The sequence below is a fragment of the Sediminicola luteus genome, assembly GCF_040566555.1.
Classification (GTDB): Bacteria; Bacteroidota; Bacteroidia; order Flavobacteriales; family Flavobacteriaceae; genus Sediminicola.
Genome location: NZ_JBEWYP010000012.1, coordinates 24,040 through 38,040, shown reverse-complemented (window position 1 = coordinate 38,040; position 14,001 = coordinate 24,040). Strand labels below are relative to the sequence as shown.

Genomic DNA, 14,001 nt, shown 5'->3' with positions numbered 1-14,001 from the left:
CAAGCCGATGAAAAATATCTTTAAATATATTCTGAACACCGTTCCCAGACCTCTTTTGATTCAATTGAGTTATTTGGCGAGGCCTTTATTGGCCCTAACCTTAAGGGGAAATAAGTACCAAGACCCTATTGACGGCAAGAGTTTCAGAAAATTTCTTCCTTATGGATATGAGAATCCCAGGGAAAATGTGCTCTCCCCCTCTACCCTTTCTTTGGAAAGGCATAGGTTGTTGTGGCTGTATTTAAAAAATGAGACCAACTTCTTTACAAGTAGGCACAAAGTCCTACATTTTGCGCCAGAACAGGCATTCTACAAGCGTTTTCGTCAATTAGACAACTTAGACTATACAACAACGGATCTTAATTCGCCCTTGGCCGATATAAAGGCGGATATTTGCAGCCTTCCCTTTACGGACAATTCGTTTGATATTATTTTATGTAATCACGTACTTGAGCATATTCCCGATGATACCAAGGCCATGGAGGAATTGTTCAGGATATTAAAACCTGGAGGGTGGGGCGTTCTTCAAATACCCCAAGATTTAAATAGGGAAACCACTTTTGAGGATAACTCCATTACCGACAAACAGGAGCGCGCCAAAATATTTGGTCAGTACGACCATGTACGTATCTATGGCAAGGATTTTTTTGCCAAGCTACGGCACATAGGTTTTGAGGTGGAAGAGGTTGATTACACGTCTTCCCTAGAACCAGAAGCTGTGGAAACCTACAGATTGGCACAAGGGGAAATTATACCTTTGGTCCGCAAAACTATTCCAAAAGCCTAGCTTTAAATCCTTTGGTCACATAACTTTGGGTCTTGCCCTGATTGTCCAGAAAGATGATATAAGCCTCTAAATTAGGATCATTTTCCAGTACTTTTTTTGAAGCTTCAAGATCCATTGCCATAAGCCCAGTGGCATAACCATCAGCTTTTGCGCATGAATTGGCAATAACACTTGCTGCCAGGATATTGGAATTTTTGGTATACCCGGTTTTGGGATCTATAGTGTGTACAAATTTGTTTCCCGTAATGGAATCTATCCTAAATTTTCTATAATTACCCGAAGAAGCCAAAGCTGTATTTTTTAAATTGATCAGGATTTTTGGTTGGTCATCCCCTGCTGGATTATCAATTCCGACCACCCATTCCTTTTCCTTTACTTTATTAACTCCCTTCGCCACAATCTCTCCCCCAACTTCAACCAAATAATCGGTGATATCATGTTTTTCTAGCATTAGCGCCAATCTGTCAATGGCATAACCCTTTGCTATGGCATTAAAATCAAAATAGATATTCGCATCAGCCTTATTGATCCGGTTATTGACAGTAATCCCCACTTTATCGAAACCTACATATTGCAATATGCTGTCCACTTTTAGGGAGTCGAGCTGCACTTGCTTGCCTGGACCAAAACCCCATGCATTTACCAAGGAACCTACCGTAGGATCAAAATACCCGTTGGTCCTAGCATGAATTTCTTTTGAGAGTTCAAATACGTCCCTGAACATATGATCTACCACTACGGTAGTATCCCCCATGTTGATTTTAGAGATGTCCGAAGTTGGCATGTAGGTGGACATGGATTTATTGATGACCTCAAAAACGGAATCGATCTCCCTTTGGAAATCCAGTTTCTCCTTGCTTATATAAGTAATATGATAGGATGTGCCCAAAGCCGAACCGCTATTGAAATTTTTTACCCATTCAGATTTTGGGGCACAACTGCTGAGCACCACTACAACCGCAAGTATTGAAAGTAAATTTTTCATTATTCTATTGCTATTAAACCATCGTAATCCACGATGTAATCTTCATTTAAAAATACAGGAAGTTTATATTCCTTTGCATTGACCAAACCTACCCCTGCGTAGAAAACCTGGGCATTGGATTTTTCTGCATGCGCTTTTATTTTCCCCAACAATACTGTATCGTACTCTTTGGGATCTTCCGGGTATGGAATACTGCGAACCACCACAAAGGAAAGTTGTTTTTCCTTGGTACATACAAATTGGGGATTTTTTCCCATAGTGCTGTTGATGGCCACAAACTCAAAACCGTTTTCCTCGAGGTGCTTTCCAACAATATTCATGGCCAAATTATGTAATTCCTGTCTCGTCAGCTCTTTCATAATTCTTTAGGTATAAAAAAACCGATATCAGAAATATCGGTTTTTAAAATTTTAATCATTAGTACTCTGAAGATTTTATCCTCCGAAATCATCAAACCTGATATGCTCATCCGGAATTCCGAAATCCTCACCCATTTTTTGAACTGCTTTGTTCATCAATGGAGGTCCACAGAAATACAATTCGATGTCCTCAGGAGTTTCGTGATGGGCTAAATAGTTATCAATAACACAATTGTGTATAAATCCTACAAAACCGTCTCCAGGAGCATCTATATTCTCTTTAACCTTCCAATTATCTTCTGGTAATGGCTCAGAAAGTGCCAAATAGAATTTAAAGTTTGGAAACTCTTTTTCCAATCTATAGAAGTGATCCAAGTAGAACAATTCCCTCTTGGAACGTCCACCGTACCAATACGTAACTTTACGGTTGGTCTTTAAGGTTTTGAACAAATGGTACAAATGCGAACGCATTGGCGCCATTCCTGCTCCACCACCTACATACAACATCTCAGAATCTGATTCATTGATGAAGAATTCCCCGTAAGGACCAGAAATTACAACCTTATCCCCAGGTTTCTGAGCAAAGATATACGAAGAAGCAATCCCTGGATTGACATCCATCCATCCGTTCTTAGACCTGTCCCATGGTGGGGTGGCGATACGGACGTTCAACATGATCTCTCTTCCTTCAGCAGGATAGGAAGCCATAGAATAGGCTCTTTCCACTGTTTCGTTATTTTTCATGGTCAACGGCCAAAGATTAAACTTATCCCATTCTGCCTGAAACTTATCTGGAGTTTCATGCTCTTCTGGGTGAGCTGTAATATCTATGTCCGCGTATTTTATTTCACATTCTGGAATTTCAATTTGGATATACCCTCCAGCTTTGTAAGGCATGTCCTCAGGAATTTCCACAACGAATTCTTTAATGAAAGAGGCCACATTGTAGTTTCTTACCACAGTAGCATCCCATTTCTTAATCCCGAAAACTTCTTCAGGAATGGTAATATCCATATCCTGTTTTACTTTCACCTGGCAAGCCAAACGTGCTCCTGCATTCAATTCCCTTTTAGAGAAGTGTGGAGTTTCTGTAGGCAAAGCCTCTCCACCACCGGATAGCACATGACATTCGCACTGAATACAGGTACCCCCACCTCCACAGGCGGAAGGAAGGAAGATCTTTTGGTTCCCCAAAGTAGACAACAAGGAGTTACCTGATCCTACCTCTATTTTCTTTTCACCGTTGATGGTAATGGTCACAGGTCCTGAAGGAGACAATTTCTCCTTTGTGAACAACAAAAGTGCAACCAACAATAACAATAGTACCATAAAGGCCACCACGGTTATTAAAATTGTCCCAACTGTACTTGTAGCTAAAATCATTCTTATTTGTTTATAGCATTGTTGTAAGAAACCGTATTTTCTTTGGCTTCCTTTTCTATTTTAATTTCTTCCACTTTTTGGGCAGTGGTCTCCGCTGCCTCTTTTGGCGCATCTCCTCCCCCGGTAAGCATACCACCAAAGCTCATAAAACCAATTGCCATAAGACCAGTGATAATAAAGGTTATTCCAAGACCTCTTAACGGTGCAGGAACATTGGAGTATCTAATTTTTTCACGGATTGCAGCAATGGCCAAAATTGCCAAGAACCAACCAATCCCAGAAGCAACTCCGTAATTGAATGCAAGACCCAAGGTTTGAATATCCCTAGACTGCATAAATAGAGAACCTCCCAAGATAGCACAGTTTACTGCGATCAATGGTAGAAATATACCAAGCGAGTTGTAAAGTGCCGGTGAAAACTTTTCTACCACTATCTCTACCAATTGCACCATTGTTGCTATCGTGGCAATAAAAAGAATAAATGATAAAAAGCTCAGGTTATAGTCCGCATATTCCGGTCCCAACCAAGCCAGGGCACCATCCCTCAATAAATATTGGTCCAACAACCAGTTCATTGGAACTGTTACCGCCAATACAAAGATTACAGCAGCTCCAAGACCCACAGCAGTAGTCACTTTTTTGGACACCGCTAGGTAGGAACACATCCCAAGGAATGTGGCAAATACCATATTATCTATAAATATGGATTTAAAGAATAATTCTACATGTTCTAACATAACATTGTTCTTTTTAAGTAACTACTAGTTTTCTTCGATTAAGGCTTTGTTCCTGGAACGTTGTACCCATATGATAATACCAACAACGATCAAGGCCATTGGTGACAATAGCATAAATCCATTGTTTTCATACCCTATGGCATAAATTCCTGTTTTTGAGATTGGATCCCCAAGAACCTTAAATCCTAGAAGTGTACCAGAACCCAACAATTCTCTGAAGAAACCAACAATTACAAGTATCAAACCATATCCAGCGGCATTACCAATACCATCTAAAAACGATTTCCATGGTCCGTTCCCCAAAGCAAATGCTTCAAAACGACCCATAATAATACAGTTGGTAATAATCAATCCGACGAAAACTGATAATGTCTTACTCAATTCATAGGCGAAAGCTTTTAGCACTTGGTCCACAATAATAACCAAGGCGGCAACGACCACCAATTGCACGATAATTCTAATTTTTGAAGGAATAATGTTCCTCATTAGGGAAATAACAACATTCCCCAACCCAAGTACGAACAATACAGAAATGGCCATCACTATGGACGCTTTAAGTTCTGCCGTAATTGCCAAAGCAGAACAAATACCCAATACCTGTATGGTAATAGGGTTGTTATCCGCTAATGGATCCAATATAAGACCCGTATCTTTTTTTGAAAGTAGTGCCATAGTTTAATTTTTAGCTCTTATGGTTTCCAAATAACTTTTGTAAAGATTTACGCTTTCCTTGATCATGGCACTTACCCCGTTACCGGTAATAGTGGCACCAGCAAGAGCATCAACCTCGTTATCATCTTTAGTATTGTTCAAAGGGTCATTATTACCCTTGGCGACCTCGATACCTGCGTATTCGGTGCCTGCTAGAATAGATTCCCCTTCGAAATCATCCATGAAATAACGCTGCTTGATATTGGCACCCAAACCAGGAGTTTCTGCTTTATGATCAAAATAAACCCCTTGTACCACCAAATTCTCATCCAGGGAAACAAATCCCCAAATGGCATCCCACAATCCTTTTCCGTACATAGGAATGATGTAGAATTTCTTACCGTCCTTCTCCCCAATAAATAAAGGAAGTTTTCTTGTATTTCCCTTTTTGGCAGCAGTTTCCTGTTGCTTTAAATTGATCAAATAAGCTTCATCATTCTCAGTGATTTTATCACCTTCAATTACAAGTTGCTGTTTGATATACTTTGAAAACTCATCTGCTACTTTATCCGTAGGAACAAAGTTCACGCTACCTTCATCCTCATTTTCGTTAATGCCCATGGCGTACAAAATGTTCTGTTGCTTTTCCAACTTCTCATTCTGTTTGATTTTTTCACTAAGGGCAGAGGCCAAAAATGCCAACACCGACCCAACGACAATCACCATAATAGCGGCAAAGGCAACGGTATAAACGTTTTTATCTGTATTAATTGCCATAATTATACTGTTTCAACTTTTAGTTTCTTTTCTTCACCATGTGCATCCTTTGGAAGAATGTTGGCGTTCTTTAATCTCTTAAGACGTTTGTTGATGTTTCCTCGTACCACATAATGATCAATGGTAGGAGCAAATACGTTCATTAACAAAATAGCCAAGAAAACTCCTTCTGGATATGCTGGGTTGAATACCCTGATCATTACCGAAATAAATCCGATGAAAAATCCGTAGTACCATTTCCCTTTATCAGTTTGCGAACCAGTTACCGGATCCGTCGCCATGTATACAATACCAAAAGCCAAACCTCCTACAATAAGGTGTTGCCAGAAATCGAAGCTCATCAACCCGTAAAACTTACTGGTTTCAGTAATCCATCCTGCTTCCACGACACCGTTAAAGATTAGTCCCATTGCCAAGGCTCCAATTACGGCACTTACCATAATCCTCCAGCTTGCTATTTTTGTGAAGATCAAGAAAAGACCTCCCAATAAAATCAAGATTGTAGATGTTTCCCCTACAGATCCCGGAATAAAACCAAGGAACATATCGGAGACACTGTAAGTGATCTCACTGCCCTTGCCCTGAGCCAAATAGCCCAAAACAGTTTCTCCAGAAATAGCATCTGCGGTTCCTGCCCTTTCTACAGCTTCATGAACCCATACTTTATCACCACTCATCCAAGTAGGATAGGCAAAGAACAAGAAAGCTCTAATGGTCAATGCTGGATTCAAGATGTTCATCCCTGTTCCACCAAATACTTCTTTTCCAATTACAACTCCGAAGACAACGGCAACAGCCAACATCCACAACGGAGTATCTATAGGTACGATCAAAGGAACGAGCATCCCCGTAACCAGGTATCCTTCTTCTACTTCATGACCTTTGATTACTGCAAAGACAAACTCCACAGCCAATCCAACCACATAAGAAACTATCACCAACGGCAATACCGTCCAAGCTCCCATGATAAAGTTGTCCCAAGTCAAGAAGTTCCCAAGCAGTGATGCTTGACGAATTACCCCATTGGCAGCATCTACCGCCGCATAATGTTGGTATCCTGCATTAAAAATTCCGAAAATCAACACTGGAACCAAAGCCATGATCACCGTATTCATGGTCCTTTTTAAATCATCCGCTGAGCGAACATGGGAACCAGAATGTGTTGTTTCATTTGGAGTGTACAAGAAGGTGTGCAATGCGTTGAACGCAGGAGCCATTTTCTTGCCCTTGTACTTCTCCTTTAATTTGTGCAAATTATTTTTTAAACTCATCTCTTATCCTATTTCTTTATACAATAAGTCCAATCCTTCCCTGATGATCTGCTGGTGGGGTTGTTTGGATATACAAATAAACTCTGTCAATGAAAAATCTTCCGGAGCTACCTCATATAATCCCAATTGTTCCATTTCGTCCAAATCTCCTATCATACAAGCCTTAAGCAATTGTAAAGGATAGATATCCAAAGGAAAAACCTCCTCATATTTACCGGTCACAACAAAAGCACGGTGTTCACCATTGGTATTTGTTGTAAGGTCGTATTTTTTATTTGGAAACATCCAAGAGAATGTCAAGGCCCTAGTAGAAGAAATTTTATCAAAAACAGGCTTGTTCCAACCAAAAAGTTCGTAATCGTCACCTTCTGGAATAACACTCACTGTATTGTTGTAGTACCCTAAATAACCATCTGGTTTGGTCTTGGAACCCGTAAGCACGTCTCCGTTGATCACTCTAATGTTTTCGTTATTTACACCACTGGCGTAAAGGAAGGTAGAGATTTCAGCTCCAATTTTGGTAGCGTAGTACTTAGGTGCTTTTACTGATGACCCTGCCAAAGCAACAACGCGCTCGGCATTGAATTTTCCGGTCAACAACAACTCGCCCATGATCACCAAATCCTGGGGAGCAATAGTCCAAACTACTTCTCCTTTGTTGATAGGATCTACCCTATTGATCAATGTACCGACCAAACCTGCTGGGTGCGGTCCGGACATTTTATGTATCTCAACACCCTTTAATCCGGCCAATGGAGAGTTGGAAGACTGTCCAACCGACACATGCACCTTTCCGGGAGTCAATTTGCCCAAGGCAGTGATAGCCGCCTGTAATTCTTTTTCTTTTCCTTGCAGCACATAATCCAAATCAGCGGCCAAAGGAGCCGTAACATAACCTGAAATGAATATACCTTTTGGAGTTGATTCTGCATCGGCAATAACATCATAAGGTCTTTGTTTCACGAATGGCCAAAAACCACCGTCCAACAAAAACGTTTTAATATCCTGCGGAGATGCCCCTTCCAAATTCAAAGGTTTGTGTGCCACATGTTCCTGCGTTTTATCGGCAAGAATTTTAAGCGTTAGGATTTTCCTACGCTCACCTCTAATAACCTCCACCAATTCTCCGCTTACTGGAGAAACAAATTTTACCGCTTCTTGATTCTTATCAAAGAAAAGTGGTTCGCCAGCTTTTACCTCAGCGCCTTGTTTAACTAATAGTTTTGGAGTAACCCCGTGAAAATCATGAAGATTGATTGCATAAACATTACTTAAAACGGCTTTAGAAGTTGCGAGTTCCGCTGCACCGACAAGATTAATGTTTAAGCCTTTTTTAATTCGAATGTCTTTAGACATATATTGTAGACCTTAGGTTAACAAAATTTGGTTGCAAATTTAGTATTTAAAAGAAAGTTTTCATAATTATTGCCCATAAATTTAGGGATTGTCCCATTGTTAATTTTTTAGGCATCCTTTTTGTTTACTTTTACCTAAAAAATACAATAGAAATGCGCCTTAATCTTAAACAGATCATTCTTCTTTTGGCAACCCCTATGCTCTTCGGACAGGCTTTGGAAGAGGTAAATCCGCCAGAAAATATAAAAACGATCATTTTCAAAGGAAATACAGACGATCAATTCCCCGTTGTAAAATTGGGTGAGCCCATCTTCTTGGAATTTGACGACCTTACTGCCCGTGAAGCTGATTATTACTATAAAATAACCCTTTGCAATTATGACTGGACCCCCTCTACCCTATTAAAATCACAATATTTAAGCGGCGTGGACAACCAACGGATCATCAATTACGAGAACAGCTACAACACCCTTCAGGCCTACTCCAACTACAAGCTCACCATTCCCAATCAGAATGTAAGACCAACCGTTAGCGGCAATTACATGCTGGAGATCTACAACAACTCCTATGAGCTGGTCTTTTCAAGAAAATTTGTCATTTACCAGGACCTGGTCACAGTGGCGGCTACTGTAAAACGCTCCAGAGACTTTAATTATATCAACGAAAAGCAAGTTGTACAATTCAACATTAAAGCCTCCGGCATACAATTGGTCAACCCAAAACAGGAAGTAAAAGTGGCCATCCTGCAAAACAATTATTGGCCAACGGCGCTTTATAACATACCCCCTCAGTTTACCATCGGCAATGAACTGGTCTATAAATACGATACCGAAACCAGTTTTTATGGCAGCAATGAATATTTAAATTTTGACACCAAAGACCTCAGGGCGCCAAGCGCAGTGATCTCCCATATTGAAATGGACGGACTTTATAACCATTACCTCTTCCCAGATATCTTTAGGGACGAGCGCCCTTATACCTATTACCCTGATATTAATGGGGATTTTGCAATCAGAACCCTTCAAGGTGACGATTCTTCCAGAGAAGCGGAATATACCAATGTCCACTTCTTCTTGCCCTATACTCCCGAAATTGGTCTGGACGATGTTTATGTCTTCGGCAAATTCAACAATTACGAATTGTCAAACGAGAACAAAATGACCTACAATGACGAAAGTGGGTATATGGAGGGCGTCATTAAAATGAAACAAGGCTTCCACAATTACAAATATGTAATCAAAAGAGCAGACGGCACCGTTGACCTCAATACCGTTTCCGGAAATTTTCATTTTACCGAAAACAATTATCTGATATTGGTATACTACAGAAATTTTGGAGATTTATACGATAGCATTATTGGCATCGGCTCTGCCAATTCGAGAAATATCAGCAACTAAAATTTGATTGCAATCAACCAAAAGGCAGAATGGAACAGTTACCAACCAAACCCTCTAAAGGCAAATACCCATTAAAATTTAGGGGAACGGAATGTCTTAATTGTGGCCATGCCCTGGACATAAGCGATAAATACTGCCCCAATTGTTCCCAAATCAATAGTACCAAAAAACCTTCCCTGAAGGATTTTATTAGTGAGTTTTTTGGGAGCATCATCTCTTACGACTCCAGATTGCTGAAGACGCTAACCGCAATGCTGCTGCATCCCGGTAGGATCACCAAAGAGTACCTAAAGGGAAAGAGGGTATCCTACACGAATCCCTTTCGCTTTTTATTGAGTTTGGCCATCATTTATTTTTTGGCGATCAGCTATACCCAAGATTTTTCCTCTATAGATGATATGGATAGCTACAGCGAGTTCGAGGCACTGCAGAATAAAAACATAGTTACCGACCAAGATCAGGTAGAAGCATCGAAAGAAGCGGACTCCCTAAAAAAAGCCTTGGCACGGACATGGCTCTACGAATCCAAGGATTCAATTATCCTCAACAATCCGGAGAAGTATTTTGATTCCCTAAGCAGGCACTCCTATTTTGAACGCTTCTATCTCAAGACCGATTTCTTTATGACCCTTATAAAGAACGAGCGCTTAAAAAGATTCAATACCGCAAAGGAAGAGTTTAACATCCCAGATAATTACCAGAACAGAAAATCCTTTGATCTTGCGCGGAACCTACTTAAGGCGATTGATAGACCGGGGACCTTTTTAAATTTCCTCATTTCGAAAATTCCTTTTCTCATATTTTTCTTTTTACCTGTATTCGCATTGTTCATTTGGCTGATGTATGTCAGAAAAAAGCATAATTACATCGAACATCTCATCTTTAGCTTTCACATTCAGTCATTGTTGTTTATCTTGCTCCTCATTAGTTTCACCATAGACGCTATTTTTGAGACAGATACAGGTTGGATTTTCCTTCTTATTTTTTCTGTCTACTTATATAAGGCTATGCGAAACTTTTACGGGCAGGGAAGAATTAAAACTTTTGTTAAATATCTGATACTTAACACAGTTTTCTTTATTTTAGCTGCGTTTTCGGTATTAATCCTGTTTACGGGAACCATTTATACATATTAAAAGATTATGATCACCCAGGTAACAAAAGGCATTAAGATTTCAGTATCCACTAGTTTTGAGGGGACCTTCTTCAAAAACTATAAGATGCATTTTGCCTTTGGTTATACCATAACCATTGAAAACCAAAGTAAGGATTCAGTTCAATTGACTTCTCGCCATTGGAGAATTTACGACGCTCTTAACGAGTTGGAAATTCTTGACGGGGAAGGGGTTATTGGCAAAAAGCCGGTCATTAAACCCGGAGAGTCCCACACCTACAGTTCTGGATGTCTTTTGGCCTCCCCAATAGGCGCTATGAAAGGGCATTACAACATGGTAAATTTTACTTCTACAGAAAAATTCAGGGTATACGTACCCACTTTTAAATTCAGCGCTCCTTTTGCCTTGAATTAAATTCCTGATTTACTCCATTTTAGTTTTTAGTAGATTTTTCATTTAGTATCTTTGATGCGATTTTTAACTTAAAATAAAAGCACCATGGGTAAAGGATTTTTTCAAGTCCCCACAGCAATTAACGAGCCGATAAAAAGTTATGCTCCAGGAACCCCAGAGAGGGAAGCCGTTCTAAAACAATACAAGACCTATTTCGACGGAAATGTGGACGTACCACTATATATTGGTAGTGAGGAAATAAAAACTGGCAATACCAGACCGATGTCCCCACCACACGATCACAAGCATGTTGTTGGCCAATACCATTTGGCAGAAAAAAAGCATGTTTCCAAAGCCATTGAAAATGCGTTGGAAGCTAGAGAGGCTTGGGCCAATCTTACTTGGGAACAACGTTCTGCCATCTTTTTGAAGGCCGCTGACCTTATTGCTGGACCTTACCGTGCAAAAATGAATGCTGCTACCATGATAGCGCAATCCAAGAATATCTTTCAAGCTGAAATTGACGCTGCCTGTGAACTAATAGATTTTCTTCGTTTTAACGTGGAGTACATGACGCAGATTTACGAAGAGCAGCCAGATTCTGCCGAAGGCATCTGGAACCGGGTAGAATACAGACCCTTGGAAGGATTCGTATACGCCATTACCCCTTTTAACTTTACCGCTATTGCCGGTAACTTACCTGCCAGTGCAGCCATGATGGGGAATGTGGTTTTATGGAAACCTAGTGACAGTCAAATTTTTTCTGCTAAGGTAATCGTTGATATTTTCAAGGAAGCAGGTCTTCCTGACGGAGTGATCAACGTTGTTTACGGAGATCCCGTAATGATTACAGAAACTGCCTTGGCAAGTTCTGATTTTGCAGGGTTGCACTTTACAGGTTCTACCCATGTCTTTAAAGAAATTTGGAAACAGATTGGAAATAATATTCACACCTATAAGACCTACCCAAGAATTGTAGGTGAAACTGGAGGTAAGGATTTTATCCTAGCACATCCTACTGCCAAACCAAAACAAGTGGCCACAGCAATCGTGAGAGGTGCCTTTGAATTCCAAGGACAGAAATGTAGTGCCGCATCCAGGGTGTATCTACCTAAATCTACTTCCAAAGAAATATTGGATTTTGTGAAGGAAGATTTGGCATCTATGAAAAAGCCGGGAACTCCAGAGGATATGAGTAATTTTATCACCGCTGTTATCCATGAAGGATCTTTTGACAAATTGGCCAAATATATCGACCAGGCGAAAGCAGATAAAAATGCTGAAATAATAGCTGGTGGAGGTTATGACAAATCCAAAGGATATTTTATAGAGCCAACGGTTATCTTGACCACTGATCCTAAATACACGACCATGGAAACGGAATTGTTCGGCCCTGTGGTTACTATTTATGTTTATGAGGACAAAGATTGGTCCGAAACGTTAAAACTAGTGGATTCTACCTCTGAATATGCCCTTACAGGGGCCGTATTGTCCAGAGATCGTTACGCCATTGATGAGGCTACCAAAGCATTACAAAATTGTGCCGGGAACTTCTATATCAATGACAAACCAACAGGTGCAGTTGTAGGACAGCAGCCATTTGGTGGAGCAAGAGCATCGGGAACCAATGACAAAGCAGGTTCACCACAGAACCTTCTAAGATGGGTTTCCCCAAGATTGATCAAAGAGACTTTTGTAACTCCAGAAGATTATAGATACCCATTCTTGGGAGAATAAATAATCTGATATTTTAATATATAGATCCGCTAGGTGTTTTTTCTCCTAGCGGATTTTTTTTATATCCAGTCTTCACTTCACCGAACATCAACAGACCTTAACCCCAATGGCATTTCGCGAAAAAACGCTCCAATTAGGACAATTTTCTGAAGTATTTTACGTTACTTAAGTAACCTAAAACCACCAAAACCCTAAAAATCATGGAAGAAATGCGCAGAGTAAGTATCGTACACAAGATCATCAATTTCTTTAGTCAAATTGGTGACTTTATTAGAACATATGCCAAAAATTGTAGGGAATCCTATTACAATTTACTAAGCCTGTAAGTCTTAGCCCTTAAATTTCATAGGTAGATATACCACTTTCTTGGTATCGAAAAATTCCTCTTCGTAGAAGTCGGGCAAATCTATTATTTCTACTGTTTTGTAGTCCATTAATTCCTCCGTTAAATCCCCGCCTTTTAGATAAAGAATACCGTTTCTGCGTTCGTGGACAGAGTTCTTTTTGACCTTTCCTTTTACCCAATGCACAAAAGTGGGCATGGCAGCAACAGCTCTACTTACGATAAAATCGAACTGCTCCTTTAATTCCTCCACCCTCATATTTTTAGCGGTGACATTGGTGATTCCCAAGCCTTCTACCACTTCCTCTACCACCTTAATTTTTTTGCCGATGGCATCTACCAGCGTAAAATGCGTTTCCGGAAAGAGAATGGCCAGGGGAATACCCGGAAATCCGCCTCCCGTGCCCACATCCAATACGGTAGTTCCCGGATTAAATTGCTGCACCTTGGCAATGGCCAAAGAATGAAGCACATGGCGTAGGTACAACTCATCAATATCCTTTCTGGACACCACATTTATCTTTTGATTCCAATCCTGATACAACTCCTGTAGTTTGGCAAACTGTTCTTTCTGTTCGTCGGTAAGGGTGGGGAAATATTTATAAATGAGATCAACAGCCATAATTTCGGGTTAAATTTTTGGTAAAAATAGCATAATACATGGGTTGTAAAATACCATTTTGTCAATTTTAGTTCGTATTTATGTTATC

At 40.2% G+C, this 14,001-nt stretch carries 14 protein-coding genes; 5 read left to right on the top strand and 9 right to left on the bottom strand.

Translation table 11 applies throughout. From position 1 onward, the window contains the following. Positions 1-7 precede the first annotated feature (7 nt). On the top strand, positions 8-787 hold the full coding sequence (locus ABXZ32_RS15640; protein WP_354619623.1) for a class I SAM-dependent methyltransferase: 780 nt from the start codon (positions 8-10) through the stop codon (positions 785-787). Here ABXZ32_RS15640 and ABXZ32_RS15635 read toward each other — a convergent pair. From ABXZ32_RS15635 to ABXZ32_RS15600, 8 genes are all read right to left on the bottom strand, one after another. Beyond that, on the bottom strand, positions 771-1,772 hold the full coding sequence (locus ABXZ32_RS15635) for an FAD:protein FMN transferase (protein WP_354619622.1): 1,002 nt from the start codon (positions 1,770-1,772) through the stop codon (positions 771-773). The two genes, ABXZ32_RS15640 and ABXZ32_RS15635, sit on opposite strands and share 17 nt — an antisense overlap. Then, positions 1,772-2,131, bottom strand: coding sequence for a Na(+)-translocating NADH-quinone reductase subunit F (locus ABXZ32_RS15630; protein ID WP_354619621.1), 360 nt, complete (start codon positions 2,129-2,131; stop codon positions 1,772-1,774). The genes ABXZ32_RS15635 and ABXZ32_RS15630 overlap by 1 nt, the downstream gene beginning before the upstream one ends. A gap of 75 nt (positions 2,132-2,206) precedes the next feature. Next, complete coding sequence (gene nqrF / locus ABXZ32_RS15625; RefSeq protein ID WP_354619619.1) at positions 2,207-3,514, bottom strand: NADH:ubiquinone reductase (Na(+)-transporting) subunit F; 1,308 nt, start codon at positions 3,512-3,514, stop codon at positions 2,207-2,209. A 2-nt stretch (positions 3,515-3,516) separates the two neighbouring features. Beyond that, on the bottom strand, positions 3,517-4,251 hold the full coding sequence (nqrE, locus tag ABXZ32_RS15620; protein WP_354619618.1) for an NADH:ubiquinone reductase (Na(+)-transporting) subunit E: 735 nt from the start codon (positions 4,249-4,251) through the stop codon (positions 3,517-3,519). A 24-nt stretch (positions 4,252-4,275) separates the two neighbouring features. Then, positions 4,276-4,923 (bottom strand): NADH:ubiquinone reductase (Na(+)-transporting) subunit D, encoded by a 648-nt coding sequence (locus ABXZ32_RS15615; RefSeq protein WP_354619617.1) that lies wholly within the window; start codon positions 4,921-4,923, stop codon positions 4,276-4,278. 3 nt (positions 4,924-4,926) lie between these two features. Beyond that, positions 4,927-5,679, bottom strand: a complete 753-nt coding sequence (locus ABXZ32_RS15610) for a Na(+)-translocating NADH-quinone reductase subunit C (RefSeq protein ID WP_354619616.1) — start codon at positions 5,677-5,679, stop codon at positions 4,927-4,929. A 2-nt stretch (positions 5,680-5,681) separates the two neighbouring features. Beyond that, positions 5,682-6,950, bottom strand: coding sequence for an NADH:ubiquinone reductase (Na(+)-transporting) subunit B (locus ABXZ32_RS15605; RefSeq protein ID WP_354619615.1), 1,269 nt, complete (start codon positions 6,948-6,950; stop codon positions 5,682-5,684). 3 nt (positions 6,951-6,953) lie between these two features. Then, entirely contained in the window at positions 6,954-8,306 is a 1,353-nt protein-coding gene (locus tag ABXZ32_RS15600; RefSeq protein ID WP_354619614.1) for a Na(+)-translocating NADH-quinone reductase subunit A, read from the bottom strand. A gap of 152 nt (positions 8,307-8,458) precedes the next feature. Here ABXZ32_RS15600 and ABXZ32_RS15595 point away from each other — a divergent pair, with 152 nt between their 5' ends. From ABXZ32_RS15595 to pruA, 4 genes are all read left to right on the top strand, one after another. Beyond that, a complete protein-coding gene (locus tag ABXZ32_RS15595; RefSeq protein WP_354619613.1) occupies positions 8,459-9,703 on the top strand; it encodes a type IX secretion system plug protein in 1,245 nt (414 codons plus the stop codon). A 29-nt stretch (positions 9,704-9,732) separates the two neighbouring features. Then, the gene (locus tag ABXZ32_RS15590; RefSeq protein WP_354619612.1) at positions 9,733-10,839 is read left to right on the top strand and encodes a DUF3667 domain-containing protein; all 1,107 of its coding nucleotides are present in this window, start codon (positions 9,733-9,735) and stop codon (positions 10,837-10,839) included. Positions 10,840-10,845: 6 nt separating this feature from the next. Further along, positions 10,846-11,232 carry a Co2+/Mg2+ efflux protein ApaG gene (gene apaG / locus ABXZ32_RS15585; RefSeq protein ID WP_354616151.1) on the top strand — a complete coding sequence of 129 codons (387 nt, stop codon included), beginning with the start codon at positions 10,846-10,848 and terminating at the stop codon, positions 11,230-11,232. 84 nt (positions 11,233-11,316) lie between these two features. Next, on the top strand, positions 11,317-12,948 hold the full coding sequence (gene pruA, locus ABXZ32_RS15580; protein ID WP_354619611.1) for an L-glutamate gamma-semialdehyde dehydrogenase: 1,632 nt from the start codon (positions 11,317-11,319) through the stop codon (positions 12,946-12,948). Positions 12,949-13,277: 329 nt separating this feature from the next. Here the strand turns inward: pruA and rsmG are convergent, their stop codons facing one another. Continuing rightward, positions 13,278-13,913, bottom strand: a complete 636-nt coding sequence (gene rsmG, locus ABXZ32_RS15575; RefSeq protein WP_354619610.1) for a 16S rRNA (guanine(527)-N(7))-methyltransferase RsmG — start codon at positions 13,911-13,913, stop codon at positions 13,278-13,280. Between the last annotated feature and the right edge of the window lie 88 nt (positions 13,914-14,001).